At 64.2% G+C, this 17,587-nt stretch carries 13 protein-coding genes; 3 read left to right on the top strand and 10 right to left on the bottom strand.

The window, feature by feature from the left end:
- Window positions 1-16: 16 nt before the first annotated feature.
- The 7 genes from AB5Y47_RS19535 to AB5Y47_RS19505 all read right to left on the bottom strand — a co-directional run bounded on the left by AB5Y47_RS19535 (window position 17) and on the right by AB5Y47_RS19505 (window position 7,051).
- On the bottom strand, window positions 17-1,180 hold the full coding sequence (locus AB5Y47_RS19535; protein WP_052815671.1) for a phosphoglycerate kinase: 1,164 nt from the start codon (window positions 1,178-1,180) through the stop codon (window positions 17-19).
- Between the two features lie 66 nt (window positions 1,181-1,246).
- The gene (epd, locus tag AB5Y47_RS19530; RefSeq protein ID WP_041211676.1) at window positions 1,247-2,257 is read right to left on the bottom strand and encodes an erythrose-4-phosphate dehydrogenase; all 1,011 of its coding nucleotides are present in this window, start codon (window positions 2,255-2,257) and stop codon (window positions 1,247-1,249) included.
- 50 nt (window positions 2,258-2,307) lie between these two features.
- Window positions 2,308-3,237: an ROK family protein gene (locus AB5Y47_RS19525; protein ID WP_368220552.1), complete on the bottom strand. Its 930-nt coding sequence runs from the start codon at window positions 3,235-3,237 to the stop codon at window positions 2,308-2,310.
- A 151-nt stretch (window positions 3,238-3,388) separates the two neighbouring features.
- Window positions 3,389-4,456 carry a uroporphyrinogen decarboxylase gene (gene hemE, locus AB5Y47_RS19520; RefSeq protein WP_042016218.1) on the bottom strand — a complete coding sequence of 356 codons (1,068 nt, stop codon included), beginning with the start codon at window positions 4,454-4,456 and terminating at the stop codon, window positions 3,389-3,391.
- Between the two features lie 139 nt (window positions 4,457-4,595).
- The gene (nudC, locus tag AB5Y47_RS19515; protein WP_368220550.1) at window positions 4,596-5,375 is read right to left on the bottom strand and encodes an NAD(+) diphosphatase; all 780 of its coding nucleotides are present in this window, start codon (window positions 5,373-5,375) and stop codon (window positions 4,596-4,598) included.
- A gap of 165 nt (window positions 5,376-5,540) precedes the next feature.
- Window positions 5,541-6,146 (bottom strand): TIGR04211 family SH3 domain-containing protein, encoded by a 606-nt coding sequence (locus AB5Y47_RS19510; RefSeq protein ID WP_010675664.1) that lies wholly within the window; start codon window positions 6,144-6,146, stop codon window positions 5,541-5,543.
- 152 nt (window positions 6,147-6,298) lie between these two features.
- Entirely contained in the window at window positions 6,299-7,051 is a 753-nt protein-coding gene (locus AB5Y47_RS19505) for a potassium channel family protein (protein ID WP_029314808.1), read from the bottom strand.
- A gap of 100 nt (window positions 7,052-7,151) precedes the next feature.
- Between AB5Y47_RS19505 and AB5Y47_RS19500 the strand changes: the two genes are divergently transcribed.
- From AB5Y47_RS19500 to glnE, 3 genes are all read left to right on the top strand, one after another.
- On the top strand, window positions 7,152-8,402 hold the full coding sequence (locus AB5Y47_RS19500) for a methyl-accepting chemotaxis protein (RefSeq protein WP_010675666.1): 1,251 nt from the start codon (window positions 7,152-7,154) through the stop codon (window positions 8,400-8,402).
- Between the two features lie 107 nt (window positions 8,403-8,509).
- Window positions 8,510-8,950 (top strand): GNAT family N-acetyltransferase, encoded by a 441-nt coding sequence (locus AB5Y47_RS19495; protein ID WP_201922960.1) that lies wholly within the window; start codon window positions 8,510-8,512, stop codon window positions 8,948-8,950.
- 135 nt (window positions 8,951-9,085) lie between these two features.
- Window positions 9,086-11,959: a bifunctional [glutamate--ammonia ligase]-adenylyl-L-tyrosine phosphorylase/[glutamate--ammonia-ligase] adenylyltransferase gene (gene glnE, locus AB5Y47_RS19490; RefSeq protein ID WP_368220549.1), complete on the top strand. Its 2,874-nt coding sequence runs from the start codon at window positions 9,086-9,088 to the stop codon at window positions 11,957-11,959.
- A 56-nt stretch (window positions 11,960-12,015) separates the two neighbouring features.
- Here glnE and AB5Y47_RS19485 read toward each other — a convergent pair whose 3' ends face one another.
- The 3 genes from AB5Y47_RS19485 to AB5Y47_RS19475 form a co-directional block, all read right to left on the bottom strand.
- Window positions 12,016-12,750, bottom strand: coding sequence for an SDR family oxidoreductase (locus tag AB5Y47_RS19485; RefSeq protein WP_323926154.1), 735 nt, complete (start codon window positions 12,748-12,750; stop codon window positions 12,016-12,018).
- A gap of 139 nt (window positions 12,751-12,889) precedes the next feature.
- A complete protein-coding gene (locus AB5Y47_RS19480) occupies window positions 12,890-15,046 on the bottom strand; it encodes an AsmA family protein (protein ID WP_368220547.1) in 2,157 nt (718 codons plus the stop codon).
- Window positions 15,047-15,235: 189 nt separating this feature from the next.
- Complete coding sequence (locus AB5Y47_RS19475) at window positions 15,236-17,383, bottom strand: prolyl oligopeptidase family serine peptidase (RefSeq protein ID WP_319921486.1); 2,148 nt, start codon at window positions 17,381-17,383, stop codon at window positions 15,236-15,238.
- Window positions 17,384-17,587: the final 204 nt, after the last annotated feature.

The following is a 17,587-nucleotide window of genomic DNA, read 5'->3' as shown; positions in this document are numbered from 1 at the left end:
CCCCGTCCCGGGTCAATTAGGCTTTGGCGCGCTCTTCGAGAATCGCGACAGCCGGCAGTACCTTGCCTTCTACGAACTCCAGGAAGGCGCCGCCGCCGGTGGAGATGTAGGAGACCTTGTCGGCGATGCCGAACTTGTCGATGGCAGCCAGGGTGTCACCACCGCCAGCGATGGAGAAGGCCGGGGAAGCGGCGATGGCTTCGGCGATCACCTTGGTGCCTTCAGCGAACTGGTCGAACTCGAACACGCCGACCGGGCCGTTCCACAGGATGGTCTTGGCGTTCATGATGATGTCGGCCAGGGCCTTGGCGGAATCCGGACCGATGTCGAAGATCATGTCGCCGTCAGTCACGTCGGACACGGACTTGATGGTGGCCGGGGTGGATTCGGAGAACTCGGCACCCACAACCACGTCGGTGGTCACCGGAATGTTGGTTTCGGCAGCCAGTTTCTTGGCGGTGTCGATCAGATCGTGCTCGCACAGGGACTTGCCGACGTTGTGACCGGCAGCAGCGATGAAGGTGTTGGCGATGCCACCACCGACCACCAGCTGGTCAGCGATCTTGGAGAGGGATTCGAGTACGGTCAGCTTGGTGGAGACCTTGGAGCCGCCCACGATGGCAACCATGGGGCGCTCGGGCTTCAGCATGGCTTTGCCCAGGGCTTCCAGTTCACCGGCCAGCAGGGGGCCTGCACAGGCAACCGGCGCGAACTGGGCCACACCGTAGGTAGAACCTTCGGCGCGGTGAGCAGTACCGAACGCATCCATTACAAAGACGTCACACAGGGCGGCGTATTTTTTGGCCAGCTCTTCGGTGTTCTTCTTCTCGCCTTTGTTGAAGCGGCAGTTTTCCAGCACAACCAGCTCACCGGCGGCGACGTCTACGCCATCCAGGTAGTCTTTGGCCAGACGAACCGGGCAGGACAGTGCGTCTTTCAGATAGTTGACAACCGGAGCCAGGGAGAATTCTTCGTTGTATTCACCCTCGGTCGGACGACCCAGGTGGGAGGTGATCATCAGCTTGGCGCCCTTTTCCAGAGCCAGCTTGATGGTCGGCAGAGTCGCAACGATACGTGCATCGGAAGTGACCTTGCCGTCTTTTACCGGCACGTTCAGGTCAGCACGGATCAGAACGCGTTTGCCCGCCAGATCCAGGTCGGTCATCTTGATAACAGACATATTCAGTCCTCTATATATTTTCAGGTAATGTTAAAAAAACAGTAACCTTGCGCCCGGTGCAGACTTTCAGCCTGCGGCCATCATGGCCCGGGTGGTATCCAGCATGCGGTTGGCGAAGCCCCATTCGTTATCGCACCACATCAACATCTTGACGAGGTTGGCATCGCTGACCCGGGTCTGGGTACCATCAATGATGCAGGAGTGTGCATCATGATTAAAGTCTACGGAGACCAGTGGCTCTTCCGTGTAGTCCAGAATACCGTGTAATGTACCTCTGGATGCCCGTTGCAGGGCTTGATTTACGTCACTAACTGTCACTTTTTTACGAACAGTAATGCTCAGATCCATGGCGGTTACATTGATGGTCGGTACCCGTACCGCGATCGCCTCGAACTTGCCGGCAAAGTGGGGAAGGATACGTTCCAACCCCTTTGCCAGCTTGGTGTCCACCGGGATGATGGACTGGCTGGCTGCCCGGGTTCTGCGCAAGTCGCCGTGATAGGCATCGATGACTTGCTGATCGTGCATGGCCGAATGAATTGTCGTAATAGTACCACAATTTATCTCGAATTCTCGATGCAATGTTTCGATGACGGGGACCACGCAGTTGGTGGTGCAGGAGGCGTTGGAGACGATCCGCTCCCGCCCGGTCAGCACCTGGTGGTTGACCCCGTAGACGATGGTGGCGTCCACGTCCGCGTCCGCCGGATGGGAGAAGAGCACCTTGCCCGCTCCCGCCCCCAGATGCAGCTCGGCATCGGCCCGGGAGCCGAACACCCCGGTGCAGTCCAGCACCACGTCCACCCCCAGCGCCCGCCACGGCAAGTTCGACGGATCCCGCTCGGCAAACAGGGCGATGAGATCCTCCCCCACCTGCATGCTGTTGCCCGCCAGTTGCACCGGATAGCGGAAGCGACCGTGGCTGGTGTCGAAGCGGGTCAGGTGCACCATGGCCTCGGGGGCCGCCAGCTCGTTGATGGCCACTATCTTGATAGTCTTGTCGCGGCCGCTCTCGTAGAGGGCCCGCAGCACGTTGCGGCCGATGCGGCCATAGCCGTTGATGGCAATCTTGATCATGGAAACGTTGTGTCCTTAGCTGCGACAAAGGGATGGGAGGAAGGGGCGACTCACGAGAGCAGTGCCTCGCGAAAGACGCCGCGGGCCAGCAGTGCGGCACCGAATACCCCGGCGCTGTCCCCCAGGGCCGGCGCTATCATGGGGGTGGCGAAACGGGGGTTGAACAGGAAGGGCAATACCGTTTCGCGCCCGGCGCGATAGAGGCTCTGCACATTGCCCACGCCGCCACCGATGACGATGACGTCCGGATCGAGAATATTGATCACGTTGGCGAGGGCCTGGCCGAACAGCAGATGCAGCCGGTCGATGGTGAGCCTGGCGACATGATCATGGGCACTGGCCGCAGCAATCTGGGCGAGCGAGAGACGGCGTTTGGTCCTGGCCTCGTACCAGGCCTCCAGCGCCGGGCCGCTGATGAGGGTTTCGACGCAGCCGCGCTTGCCGCAGTAGCACTCTGGCCCCTCCGGCAGCAGGACGTTGTGCCCCCACTCCCCGGCGATGCCGTGGTGACCGTTGAGGATCTGGCCGTTGATGACGATGCCGGCCCCGACCCCGGTGCCCATGATGATGCCGAACACCACTTTTGCATCGGGATGATGCTGGCGCACCGCCCCCAGGTGGGTTTCCGCCAGGGCGAAACAGTTGGCGTCGTTGGCAATGAGCACGGGGACGCCCAGCCTGCGCTCCAGATCTTCCTTGAGCGGCTTGCCGTTGAACTCGGTGGTGTTGCTGTTTTTCAGCAGCCCGGTCTGGGGGTCCCGGGCCCCCGGCGTCCCCATGCCGATGAGTGCAGGGCGCTGACCGAGTTTGGCGGCACACTCGTCCACCAGTTTGGCGATCTGGCCCAGCATGTGCTGGTAGCCGCCGTGCCGTTCAGTGGGAATGCGGTGGCGCAGCAACACCTCGTCGCCATCGAGCACCACGCACTCGCACTTGGTCCCGCCAAGGTCGATCCCCCAATCCCACGCCTGCTTCTCCATCCAGCCTCCTGCCCCTCAACGACCCCATCCCGGCCACGACTGCCAACATGGGGGTGCAGTGTAACCCGAGCCGCAACCAGGATGCAGCCCCCTGTGTCACGGACAGCAAAACGGGGCCCGCAGGCCCCGTTCATCACGCTGTTTGCCGCGCTCAGCGACCGTGGTACCGGGCGGAGAGCTCATGCACCGCGTTGACGAACACGCCGGCATGTTCCGGGTCCACATCCTGATGGATGCCGTGCCCCAGGTTGAAGACATGACCGTTGCCATGACCGAAACCGGCCAGAATGGTGGCGACCTCTTCGCGGATCCGCTCCGGGGTGGCGTAGAGCATGGAGGGGTCCATGTTGCCTTGCAGCGCCACCTTGTCGCCGACCCGGCGTTTGGCGTCCGCGATGTCGGTGGTCCAGTCCAGCCCCAGGGCATCACAGCCGGTGGCGGCGATCTGCTCCAGCCACTGGCCGCCGTTCTTGGTGAACAGGGTGACCGGCACACGGCGGCCCTCATGTTCACGGATCAGGCCATCGACGATCTTGTGCATGTACTGCAGGGAGAAGTCGCGGTAATCGCGCGGGGTGAGCACGCCGCCCCAGGTGTCGAATACCATGACCGCCTGGGCACCCGCCCTGATCTGGGCGTTGAGATAGCTAATCACGCTGTCCGCCAGCTTGTCGAGCAGCAGATGCAGGGTCTGCGGCTCTGCATACATCATCTTCTTGATCTTGGTGAAGGCCTTGGAGCTGCCCCCCTCCACCATGTAGGTGGCCAGGGTCCAGGGGCTGCCGGAGAAGCCGATGAGCGGCACGTCGCCCTTGAGCTCGCGGCGGATGGTGCGCACCGCATTCATCACGTAGCCGAGCTCGTCTTCCGGATCCGGGATGGGCAGGGCCTGCACGTCGGCCATGGAGGTGATCGGGCGCTCGAAGCGCGGGCCTTCCCCGTGTTCGAAGTAGAGGCCCAGCCCCATGGCATCGGGCACGGTCAGGATGTCGGAGAAGAGAATGGCGGCATCGAGTGGATAGCGGCGCAGGGGCTGCAAGGTGACTTCACAGGCCAGCTCGGCGTTGCGACACAGGGACATGAAATCCCCCGCAACGGCGCGGGTCGCCTTGTATTCCGGCAGATAACGGCCAGCCTGACGCATCATCCATACCGGGGTCATGTCCACTTCCTGGCGCAGCAGGGCACGCAGGTATCGATCGTTTTTCAGCTCTTTCATCCCAGTTCCTGAGTCATGTCACGCATAAAATGGCGGACATGATACCACTTTGTGCAAGGCTGAGGGCGCCCCTGATGCCGCACATCGCCGCAGGAGTGCAAAGATGTGAGGGGGCGCATACAAGCGCCCCTGTTTTCCCTCAACGCGCCTCGGCGAGGCACTGTTCGATGAGCCGGCGCGCTATGGTGCCATGAGGGGGCAAGCGCGGCAGCCAGTCAGCCTCAAAGAAGCCTGCCGCCACCAGTTCGTCATCCTGCACCCGGATCTCGCCGCTCTCGTAGTCGGCGGTGAAGCCCATCATCAGGCTGTGGGGGAAGGGCCAGGGCTGGCTCGCCACGTAACGCACATTGGTCACCCGGATGCCGCTCTCCTCGAACACCTCCCGCGCCACGCACTGCTCCAGATTCTCCCCTGCCTCCACGAAGCCGGCCAGCACGGTATACATGGGATCATCCGCCTGATAGTGACGGCGGTGGGCTGCCAGCAAGATGGCCGGCCCCTTGCGCACCGCGACGATGATGCAGGGGGAGATGCGCGGATAGACGACATGGCCGTGATGACACCCCTGGGCCCACTCCCCTTCCCTCGGGGTCATGGGGGCGCCGCACTCACCGCAGAAACGATGGGTACGGCGAAAAGTGGCGAGTTGCCAGGCCCGCCCTGCGAGGCGAAAGCCCTCTTCGTCCCCCGCCACCATAAGCTGGCGCAGCGGGGCCATGGCCTCGGTCTCCGCCTCCGCCCCCAGATCCAGCAGATGGCAAGGCAGGCCGTCCCACTCGTCGAAGCGCTCGAAGGAGGCGGTGTGCAGATGGGTGGGCAAAACGGCGCGGGGCCCTTGTGGAATGCGCCCCTGTTCATCCAGCAGGACGAGGTGATCGCCCCCCAGCACGAACCAGAAGGCCTGTTCAGTTGATGACATATGATGAAGGCTCTTGTTGAGAATGCGCGCGGCACAGGATCGTTTGCCTCATATTACGAGCGGGAAGGGCCGATGGCGACCCCCGACATGGCCCTCTTCTCGCCAGGCACACCATGAAAAAAGGCCGCCTCTGGCGACCTTTCATCCTGTTGACCGCCCGGGCGATCAGTTCATCCAGCGCTCGCTGCTCTTACGACGGCGCGGGAGCATGGGCAGGAGGATCCCGAGCAGGATGCCGCCCCCCACCATGGCACCACCGCGGATGAACCAGTCCATCTGCATGTCGTGCTCACGGTTGTCATAGCTCTGGGTCAGGGCGTCGTTCTGTTCCTTGAGGCTGCTCATCTCGGCGCTCTGGCTGTCCAGACGGGCTTTGAGGCTGGCGATCTCCTTGCTCTGCTCGGCGATCTTGCCATCCTTCTCGGCGAAGCGTTTCTCGTTGTCGCCATTGAGGTTCAGCAGACGGGCCTTGGCTTCGTCCAGCTCTTTCTGAACCTGGGGAAGGCGTTCACGCAGGCTGATCTCCCCCTGCAGCTCGCTGTTCTTGATCCAGCCCTCGCGGCCACGACCGTCCACCACCTGGGTGAATCCGGCCTCCTGGTTCACCGCCTTGACCTCCAGCGGCTCACCGGCCTTGACGCTGCCGAGGATCCGGTACTGGGTACCCGGACCGTTGTGGATATAGGTAAAGATGTTGTCTGAAACATAGCGGGTATCGGCCAGTGCCTGTTGGGCACACAAGCAGATCAGGATCCCGAGAAGGGCGCGCATGGTCGATCGATTCTCTTCGTTGGATTAGGTTGCAGGCCGAATGTTAAGCCGCCTGCGGGTCAAAGGACAAGCAAAGAAAAGCGCCATCTCCCCGAGTGAGAGCTGTCTCGCAGCCCCGCCGGTTTGCCACGCGACCATTCCAGACGTCGCACCTACTTCTGTTTCAGCGCCTGCACCTCGGCGCGCAGGGCCTTGAGCTCTTTGAGCAGTTGCGCCTGCTGCTCGCTCTGCTGGCGTCGCCACACCGCGGTGTCATCGTTGGTCTTGCCGGGATGGACGAACAGGCTGGCCATGAAGCCGCTGAGGGCGCCAAACAACCCCACTCCAAAGAGGATCAGCAGGCTGGCGACGAAGCGCCCCTCCTCCGTCTTGGGCACCAGATCCCCGTACCCCACGGTAGAGAGGGTCACCAGCGTCCACCAGAAGGCATCGTAAGGAGTCTGGATCTGGCTGCCGGGTTGCCCCGTTTCCAGCCAGTACATGACGCCGGAGCCGACCCCCAGCAACAGGAAGAAGAGGAAGAGAATGCCGGAGAGGGTGGTTTCGTTGCGTTCACGACGGAACATGGCCAGCAGATCCGGTCTGTCCCGGAGCAACTGGTAGACCCGCCACAGCTGGATGAGCCGCGCCCAACGTAGTTGTTCCACCATGGGCAGGCTGCCGGGCAGATAGAACCAGTTGCTCTTGAAGAAGGCCATCCTGTCGGAGGCGCGCGCCCAGCCATAGGCGAAGTGAGCGAGGAAGAAGTAGCAGATCAGGCTGTCGACATCATAAAAGAGCTGCAAAGTCTGGGGGCTCAGTTCACCGTGCCCCAGCCAGCGAGCAGCCACCAGGCAAACCGAAATCACGGAGAGAAACCCCATCAGCAGATCCATGGTACGCAAATGAGTTAAGTGATGTCGCATACATTTTCCAACTTTAAGCACGGTGCAAATTAATAAAAAGGAAGATAATGCCGATAGCTATGACGGCAAAGGAATAATGGACGTTGAAAGGAGAAAAATTATGCAGTTGAACCCGCTGGAGAGGCGCATGAGCAACATCCGACTGGTGCCCAAGGTGGTGCTGCTCATGGTGTTCAGCACCCTGCTGCTGCTGGCCAAACTCTGGTTCGATGCCAGCAACCTGGAAGCGACCCTGCTCAGCGAGGGCATTGATGCCGCCATGGCCAACACCATCGCCGATCGCCTGCTCTGGACCGGGCTGGTGGAGACGGCGCTCATGGGGGTCGTCTTCGTGGTGCTGCTGCTCACCGGCTCCCGCCTCATGGTCAAGCAGGTCCACTACCTGGTGGGGCTGCTGGAGCGTTTCGCCAACAAGGATCTCAGCCACAGCGTGCTGCTCAAGTCCCGGGACGAGTTCGGCGACATCGCCAAGGCGGTGGCCCACTCCCAGGAGAACCTCAAGGAGGTGTTCGGGACCCAGCGTGCCGCCTGCAAGGAGCTCAACGAGATCGCCTCCCAGGTGACTCTCTGCATGGATGAGGCGAACGAGGCCATCAACGAGGAGTTCACCCAGATTGAGCAGCTTGCCAGCGCCATGAGCCAGATGGTCGGTGCCATTCGAGAAGTGGCCAACCACGCGGAGCAGGCGTCCCACGCCACCGCCGAAACCAGCCAGCTGGCCGAGGAGGGCAGCCGCTGCGTGGCGGCTACCGTCAACACCATCGACACTCTCTCCGGCAACATCCAGCGCTCCTCCACCGTGGTCAACGAAGTGGAGCACGGGGTCGATCGCATCGGCTCCGTGGTGGACACCATCCGCAGCATCTCCGAGCAGACCAACCTGCTGGCCCTGAACGCCGCCATCGAGGCCGCCCGCGCCGGTGAGGCGGGTCGCGGTTTTGCCGTGGTCGCCTCCGAGGTGCGCGAACTCGCGAACCGTGCCCAGGCCGCCACCGTCGAGATCCAGAAGATGATCGAGCAGCTTCAGGGCAACGCCCGCCAGGCCGTCGGCCTGATGGCCGAGAGCGTGCAGCAGGCGGACAAGGGGGTGGAGCAGGTGACCCAGGCTGGTACCCAGCTCGACACCATAGTGCAGCGGGTGCAGGGAGTGGCCGACATGAACCGCCAGATCGCCGCCGCCTCCGAGCAGCAGAGCTCGGTCGCCGAGGAGATGAATGCCAACCTGGAGCAGGTCAAACAGGTGGTGGAAGGCTCCGTCGTGGTGCTGCGGGAGCTGAAAGATGCCTCCGAACTGGTGGAACACCACAGCCAGACGCTGGACAGCCATATCCAGGCCTTCAAGCTGGCCTGATGCTGGCGCCCATCGTCAAACCTTCAGGCTGGCCTGAGGTCATGATTTGAGTACACTGGAAGGCCCCCTTAGGGGCCTTTCTTTTTTCATCACGGCAAGGAGCCAGGATGCAGACCACAGAACGTGCGCTTGAGATAAGCGACGACAAGGGGCGCCTCGACGTCCCGCTCATTCACCGTTTCCTCAGTGAAAAGGCCTATTGGTGCCTCGGCATTCCCCTCGCCACCCTGCAGCGGGCCATCAACCACTCCCTGTGCTTCGGAGCCTATCTCGACGGCCAGCAGGTCGCCTTCGCCCGGGTCATCACCGACAAGGCCACCTTCGGTTATCTCGCCGACGTCTTCGTGCTGCCCGAACATCGCGGGCGCGGTCACAGCAAGGCCCTGGTGGCAGCGATCCTCGCCCACCCGGAGCTGCAAGGGCTGCGCCGTCTCTCCCTCGCCACCTCCGATGCCCACGGCCTCTACGCCGGTTTCGGTTTTGTGCCGCCGAGAAGCCCCGGCAGCCTGATGGAAATCTACGACCCCGAGATCTACCGGCGTCCCTGAGCCCGGCCGATCGCCAGATCCGTCGCCGGATCACCTTCCGGGCAGCGGCGCTGTGACGCCAGCGCCCGGGAGTGCTAGATTGGCAGCCGGCTTTTCACTCTCCCTGCAGACTCGTCAACCACAAGGACGGCAACCGTGGCCCAGCACTCTCCCTCTTTCTCCGCCTTCTCTCCCTTGTTGCAGGAGCAGGCCCTGCGCCACTGGCAGCGGCTGCTCGCCCTGGCGCCCCAGTATGACGCACTGCCCGAGCCCACCCGCCAGACCCTGCTGACCCTGCTCGGCCTCTCCGACTTTGTCGCCGACTCCCTTATCAAGCAGCCGGGGCTGCTGGCCGAGACCCTGGCATCGGACGCACTGACCCGGGCCGAGCGCTGGCCCGCCTATGAACCTGAGCTCGCAGCCCTGCTCGCCGAGGTCGCGGACGAGGAGGCGCTCAAGCGCATCCTGCGCCAGTTCCGCCGCAGCCGCATGCTGGTGATCGCCTGGCGCGAGCTGCTCGGGGAGTCCGAGGTCGAAGAGAGCTTCATCCATCTCACCAAGCTGGCGGATGCCCTCATCTGTGGTGCCCGCGACTGGCTCTACGCCAAACAGTGCAGCGAGCTGGGCACCCCCATGGACGGCGATGGCAATCCCCAGCCGCTGCTCATCCTCGGGATGGGCAAGCTCGGCGGCGGCGAGCTCAACTTCTCCTCGGACATCGACCTTATCTTCACCTTCCCCGAGAACGGCTACACCGTTGGCGGTCGGCGGGAGCTCGCCAACCAGCAGTTCTTCATCAAGCTGGGGCAGCGTCTCATCAACGCCCTCCACCAGCCCACCCAGGATGGTCAGGTGTTCCGGGTCGACATGCGGCTACGCCCCTTTGGCGATGCGGGGCCGCTCGCCATCTCCTTCGCCGCCATGGAGGACTACTACCAGCATCACGGCCGCAACTGGGAGCGCTACGCCATGGTCAAGGCACGGGTGCTGGGCCCCCAGTGTGAACACGCCATGGCCCTGACCGAACTGCTGCGCCCCTTCGTGTTCCGCCGCTACATCGATTTTGGCGTCATCGACGGCCTGCGCCAGATGAAGGCGATGATCGCCGCCGAGGTGCGCCGCAAGGGACTGGAGGGCAACATCAAGCTGGGGGCCGGGGGCATTCGCGAGGTGGAGTTCATCGCCCAGGCGCTGCAACTCATCCGTGGCGGGCGCGAGCCCGCCCTGCGGGTACGCCACCTGCCCGAGGCGCTGGCCGCCATCGCCCAGGGGGGTGCCCTGGAGGGGAGCCAGTGCGAACGCCTGCTCACCGCCTATCGCTTCCTGCGCCGGGTGGAAAACATCTTGCAGGAGATCGGCGATCAGCAGACCCAGACTCTGCCCACCGAGGATCGGGATCGCCAGCGGCTCATCGCCCCCCTCGGCTTTACCGACTGGGACGCCTTCATGGCCCACCTCGATGAGGAGATGGCCGCCGTCCATCAGGAGTTCGTCGCCGTGGTGGGGGAAGAGAAGGAGGCCCCCGCCCACCTGGAACAGCTCTGGCTCGATCTCTGGCGCACCGAGCTCGATGCCGCCGAGCTGGAAAAACTGCTGACCACGCAGGGAGTGGTGGAGCCCGCCCCCCTCTGCGCCGCCCTGCTGCGTTTCAAGGAGGAGTACAAGCGCCGTCAGGTAGGGCCCCAGGGGCGCATCGCCCTGGACTGGCTGATGCCGGAGCTGCTGCGCCTGGTGGTGGCGAGCCGTGAGCCCGCCCGCCTGTTCGAGCGGGTCTGCACCCTGCTGACTCGCATCTTCACCCGCAGCGCCTATCTGCAACTGCTGGCGGAAAACCCCGCCGCCCTGCGCCAGCTGGTACGCCTGTGTGACGAGAGCAACCTGGTGAGCGAGCAGCTGGCCCGCTACCCCATCCTGCTGGACGAGTTGCTCGACCCGCAACACCTCTACCACCCCACCCCGCTGGATCAGTACAAGCCCCAGTTGCGCCAGTTCCTGCTGCGCATCCCCGAGGAGGACGTGGAGCAGCAGATGGAGGCGCTGCGCCAGTTCAAGCAGGTGCAGCTCCTGCGCATCGTCGCCGCCGACATCGCCGGCGCCCTGCCGCTGATGAAGGTGAGCGACCACCTCACCTGGCTGGCGGAGGCGATCACCGAGGAGGTGGTCAATCAGGCGTGGGCCCAGATGAGCGAACGCTACGGGGTGCCGCCCGAGGTGGCGGTGAGCGGCCAGCGCGGCTTTGCGGTGGTGGCCTACGGCAAGCTGGGGGGCATCGAACTCGGCTACGGCTCGGATCTCGATCTGGTGTTCCTGCACGGCGGCGACCCCAACAGTTACACCGATGGCCGCAAGCCCATCGACAGCCGCCAGTTCTACCTGCGCCTGGCCCAGCGGATCCTGCATCTGTTCAGCACCCGCACTCCGTCCGGCATCCTCTACGAGATCGACATGCGGCTGCGCCCCTCCGGCGACGCCGGCCTGCTGGTCTCATCGCTGTCGGCCTATGAGCAGTACCAGCAGCAGGAAGCCTGGACCTGGGAGCATCAGGCCCTGGTGCGAGCCCGTCCCATCTATGGCGATGATGCCGTGGTCGCCGAATTTGCCCGCATTCGCCGCGACGTGCTGGCCAAGGAGCGGGATCTGCCCACCCTGGCCCGCGAAGTGCGGGAGATGCGCCAGAAGATGCGGGATCACCTGCTCAAGGCGGGAGAGGGAGAGTTCGATCTCAAGCAGTCCCCCGGCGGCATGGTGGACATCGAGTTCATCGCCCAGTACCTGGTGCTGGCCCATGCCTGCGGTGAGCCGGACGCCCTCACCCGCTGGTCAGACAATGTGCGCATCTTCGATGAGTGCGTGATGGCGGGAGTGCTCACTCTGGAGCAGGCAGAGGGGCTCAAGCAGGCCTATCTGGAGATCCGCAACCTCGGCCATCGCCTCAATCTCTCGGAGATCTCCCGCAAGGTGGGGGACGATCAGTTGCCGCGAGAGCGGGGCCATGTGCTGGCGGTCTGGCAACAGCTGCTGGGAGAATAAGCAGAAGGGGCGCCATGGCGCCCCTTCTCGTTGACGGGAGGCTTGTTGAAGATGACCTAACGCCCGCCCGCCACATCGATAAAGGTGCCGGTGGCATAGGAGGCCTCGTCCGACAGCAGCCAGGCGATGGCGGTCGCCACCTCACGGGGTTCGCCGCCCCGTTGCAGGGGAATATTGCCTTTGATCCTGTCCACCCGGCCGGGCTCGCCGCCGTCGGCATGCATCTCGGTGTAGATGAAACCCGGACGCACCCCGTTGACCCGGATCCCCTGAGCCGCCAGCTCCAGCGACAAGCCTCTGGTCAGCACGTCGACGGCCCCCTTGGCGGCGGCATAATCCACGTACTCCCCGGGGGAGCCCAGCCGGGCGGCGGCCGAAGAGACATTGACGATGGCGCCCCCCGCCGTCATGCGGCGCACCGCCTCGCGGCAGCAGAGAAAGTAGCTGGTGACATTGGTGGTCAGGGTCTGGTTGATGCGCTCGGCGCTCATCTCCAGTACCCGCATCTGAGGCTGCAACCTGCCGGCGTTGTTCACCAGATGAGTGACGGGGCCGAGCCGCGCGTCCATCTCCTCGAACAGGCGCACCACCTCGGCCTCCACGCTGACATCGGCCTGCACCGCGATGCACTCGACCGGATGGGTGGCCAGGATCTCGGCCACCACCCCCTCGGCGGACGCCCTGTCCTGACGATAGTTGAGACAGAGATGGTAACCCTGAGCCGCCAGATAGCGGGCTGTCGCGGCCCCGATACCTCTGCCGCCGCCGGTGATCAGCACCCGTTTGTTCATGAACCCTCCTGGTTCCCGGTTTCGATGACTGCTTCGCATAGTACCTCATGTTGCCGACCACACCTCGTCCCGTGACGCCCGGCACAACAACAAAGAGCCCGCACGGGGCGGGCTCTTGATGGCAACAAGGGGAAGTTGGCTATTTGAACAGGCCCTTGAGCAGCTGGTCCGCCACCCCTTTCACCCCTTCGTTGTCGGCCTTGTCACCCAGCAGCTTCTTGAGACCGCGCTCGGCCTCCTTGCGGGCCTTCTCCTCCAGCACCTTGTTGTTGCTGAGCAAGGCCTTCACGTCAAGCTTGTAGCTCGGCGCCTGCCAGTGGCCGCCGATGCGCACCGGTATGGTGATGTCCTTGAGCTCGTCCACCGTCTTGCCCCCCTGCCCCTTGCTGCTCTCCACCACGGAGGTGAGGAACAGGAAGTCGAGGGTCTCCGGCACCAGGGCGGTCTGGCCCTGCCCCTTCACCCGCAGGGCGGGGGCAAACAGCTGGATGTCATCGCTCCTGGCAACCCCGTCGGCAATCTGGAAGCTGGCGGTGAGGGCGCTGAAGTCGGTCTTGCGCACCTCCTTCACCTGATCCGCCCCCTTGCCGGTCAGGGTGGCCCGCGCCTCGCGGATCATCTCCGCCAGGTTGATGCCGTGCAGGGCGCCATCGCTCAACTTGAGGTTCACCTTGCCCTGCATCCGGCTGCGCAGCGCCTGTTCGGAGAGTCCTGAGCCCTGCGCCTCGACCTCCAGATCCCCCTTGCCTTCCAGCAGGTCGGTCTGGGCCAGGGTCTGCAGCAGGGGCCGCACATCGACCCCTTGCACCCGCTTGTGCACCTGATAGCGGGCCGGCTGCTGACGGGCATCGAGCACGCCGCTGGCGGTCACCTTGCCACCGGCCACCCCGGCACTGAACTGCTTGAGGGTGAGCTGACCACCCGCCAGGGCCAGTTGCAGATCGACGGCGCTCAGATCCAGCCCCTTGAGGCGCAGGCTGCCCAGTTGCAGGCGGCCAGCCAGGTCCACCGACTTGAGGGCGGTCAGATCCGGTTCGGCCGTGGAGAGCGCCTGGGCGGCGGGTGCCGCAGCCTGATCCTTTGCTCCGGCCGGTGCAGCCGCCCCCGACGTGGCCGCAGCGGACGCCGTCCTGGCTGGCTGACCCAGCCAACTGTCCAGGTCGAGCTTGGCCCCCTTGAGGTCAAAGTCCACTTTGGGAACGGCCCCCAGACGAACGGCGCCGCTGCCGCTCAGCAGGGCATCGTCCGCCCCCAGCACCAGGTTGCTGAGGGCGACGCTCTGCTTGTCGAGCTCCGCGCGGGCAAAACCCGCCAGCTTCACCTGCATCTGCGGGCGCGGCAGAGAATCACCGCTGAGCTTGGCGGCCAGCACGGCATCCGATATTTCCAGCAGTTGCCGGTTTTCATCGAGGCGCGCCTTGAGGGTCCCCTCCAGCGTACCGGCCAGGGTCGGCTTGTCCGCCGCCCCCTGTGCCCCGCTGAGGCTAAGGCTCAGACTGCTCCACTCCCCCAATGCCAGCCGATCGGCCTTGAGGGTGAAGGCATCGAGCCGCTGCACCGGCTGGTTCAGGCTGCCGCTGAGATTGAGATCCTTGAGCTCGCTCTTCATGGCCTCCCGGGCCGGTTTGAGCTGGGCCTGACCCTTGAGATCAAAGGCCAGATCCCCCTGTGCCCCCTTGGCCGCCAGGGTCACCGGTACCCACTCCCCCGGGGTCAACTGCCCCAGATCGAGATCCAGCCTGTCGAGCCGGGAGACGGTAGCGCTGCGGTCGTCCCGCACCAGGGCGCTGGCATCCACCAGCGCGATGCCTTGCAGGCTGATCTGCCAGGGCTGCTTGTCACTGGCGGCTAGGGGCGTCGTTGCGACAGGCTCGGAGGCCGCCTCCTCCTTGGGGTCGGCGGAGGCCTTGAGCAGGTCACTCAGGTTGGAGCTGCCGTCAGCCCTGGTCTGGATAAAGAGATGGGCGCCGCTCAGGGTCACCTTGCCTATCTCAAGCTTGTGGGAGAGCAGCGGCAGCAAGCCTACCGAGGCCTCACCCTGCTCGAATCGCACCAGGTCGGGCTCGGCGAAACCGGCGGGGTTGCGCAGCGCCACCTGCTCGAGGGAGAGGCCCAGGCTTGGCCAGAAACGCCAACCGATATCCCCTTGTATCACCAGCTCGCGGCCGGTGCTCTTGCGCACCTGTTCCACCAGCTGGGGCTTGAACTGGTTGGGATCGATGAGGGACACCAGGGCGGCGATGGCCACCACGGCCGCCAGCGCCAACCCCAGCAGGATGTAGATGATCTTCTTCACGATGGACTCCTTGAATGCGGATCTTGTGGCTGACTATACCACCGGGGGGATGACAGATGGGGCCCGTCTGCCAAAACGGGCCAGCGGCGAGACAGGGATGGTCGCAGGCCCACGTTCAAACACGCGGCAATAAAAAGGGCCCCGCAGGGCCCTGATGATAGTGGATGGCTGGCGCCCGTCTCGCCCGGATCAAGGCTGACGCGGCAGCTCCCTGTAGCCCATCTCGTACAGGGTGAAGGCATAGATGTCCGCACTCTGCTCGATAAGTTTGGCCACCGGCGTGCCCGCCCCGTGCCCGGCATTGGTCTCGATGCGGATGAGCTGGGGATGGGGGCCGGCATTGTCGGCCTGCAGGGTGGCGGCAAACTTGAAGGAGTGGGCCGGCACCACCCGATCGTCGTGATCCGCCGTGGTCACCAGGGTCGAGGGGTAGCTGACCCCGGCCCGGACGTTGTGCAGGGGCGAGTAGCCCTTCAGGTAGTCGAACATCGCCTCGCTGTCGGCGCTGGTGCCGTAGTCATAAGCCCAGCCCGCCCCGGCGGTGAAGGTGTGGTAGCGCAGCATGTCGAGCACCCCCACCGCCGGCAGGGCGACCCGCATCAGATCCGGCCGCTGGGTCATGACCGCCCCCACCAGCAGACCGCCGTTGGAGCCACCTCGGATCGCCAGCCGATCGGTGCGGGTGTAGCCTTCGGCCTTGAGGTACTCGGCCGCCGCGATGAAATCGTCGAACACGTTCTGCTTGTTCATCCTGGTGCCCGCCAGGTGCCAGGCCTGGCCGTACTCGCCGCCCCCGCGCAGGTTGGCCACCGCATAGACGCCCCCCAGATCGAGCCAGTTGGCCACCGACACGCTGAAGCTCGGGGTCAGGCTCACGTCGAAACCGCCGTAGCCATAGAGGATGGTCGGGTTGCTGCCATCAAGCTTGAGGCCCTTGCGGTAGCTGATGATGAGCGGCACCCGGGTGCCGTCCTTGCTCTGGTAGAAGCGCTGCTCGGAAACGTAATCCTCCGGTTTGAACGGCGCCGCCGAGGCGCGATAGAGGCTGATGGCGCCGCTCTTGGGCTCGAATCGGTAGAGAGTCGGCGGCTGGGCATAGTGCTCGAAGCCAAAATAGAGGGCGGGATCGTCGTGCTTGCCGTTGAAGCCACTGACGCTGCCAAGGCCGGGCAGCGCCACCTCGCGCACCCGCTTGCCTTCGTAGTCGAACTGCTCGACCCGGGCGGTGGCATCCACCATGTACTCGGCAAACAGATAGCCGCTGCCGCTGTGCACCGTCAGCACCTGCTGACGCTCGGGGATGAGATCCCGCCAGCGGGCCGGACCCGGGTTGGCGGCATCCACCGTCACCAGCCGGCCGTTGGGGGCGTCCCGGTTGGTCAGCAGGTAAAGGGTGCTGCCCTGGTTGTCCACCAGGCTCACGTCCGCATCCAGATCCCCCTGCACCGTCAGCAGCGGCGCGTTCTCCTGGCTCAGATCCTTCACATAGAGGCGGTTGCCTGAGGTGGAGTTCGCCGCCGAGATAAGCAGGAAGCGGTCATCTTCGGTGACGGTCGCCCCCACGTAGCGGTGGTGCTGGGCCGGGATGGCGCCGAACACCAGTCGGTCATCCTCCTGCGCCGTGCCGAGCCGGTGGAAATAGACCTTGTGCTGATCGGTCTTGGCCGACAGCTCGCTGCCGTCGGGCTTGTCGTAGCTCGAGTAGAAGAAGCCCTCGTTGCCGAGCCAGCTGATGCCGCTGAACTTCACGTCCTTAAGGGGCGCCTCCAGCGGCTGCTTGCTCTCTACGTCCATCAGGTGGATCTCGCGCCAGTCGCTGCCGGCCAGTGACAAGGAGTAGGCCAGGATGCGGCCATCGCGGGAGAAGCTCAGCTGATCCAGCGCCGTGGTGCCGTCGGGGCTGAGGGTATTGGGATCGAGGAACACCTCCGCCGGCTTGCCCTCCAGCTGGCGCCACAGCACGTTCTGGTTCTGCAGGCCGTTGTTCTTGAAGAAGTAGTGGTAGCGCCCCTCGCGAAACGGCGCCCCCTCCTTGGCGTAGTTCCAGGAGGCGGCCAGCTTCTCCTTGATGGCGACGCGATACGGGATCTGCGCCAGGTAACCCTGAGTCACCCGGTTCTGGGCCTTGACCCAGGCCTCCGTCTCGGGGCTGCGATCATCCTCCAGCCAGCGATAGGGGTCGGCCACGGCCTGGCCGAAATAGTGATCTACCTGCTCACCCTGGCGGGTGACGGGGTAGTGAAGGCGCGTATTCCCTGACATGGCATCCTCTCTGGTTGGCTGGCCGCTGCACGCACAGAGCAGTGACAGGGCCAGCAGGCTGACAATGGCTCGCATCGAGGCGGCTCCCTGCGGTTTGAGTGAGCGGGCAGGTTAACAAAGCGCGCCGGATGGCCCAACCCCCCGACCGGTGGCAGAGGGTGGCCCGCCGACACGGGGGAGCCATATGAATTTTTTCGCTTAAGTTTGCCGCTTTATTTTGTTTGTTATCCGGCCCTTGGGTCACAGGATGGAATAAGCGACCGACCATCTCGACTCATT

This window comes from Aeromonas sp. R7-2 (assembly GCF_040908105.1).
Classification (GTDB): Bacteria; Pseudomonadota; Gammaproteobacteria; order Enterobacterales; family Aeromonadaceae; genus Aeromonas; species Aeromonas caviae.
This window is presented reverse-complemented; position numbering and strand designations above follow the sequence as displayed.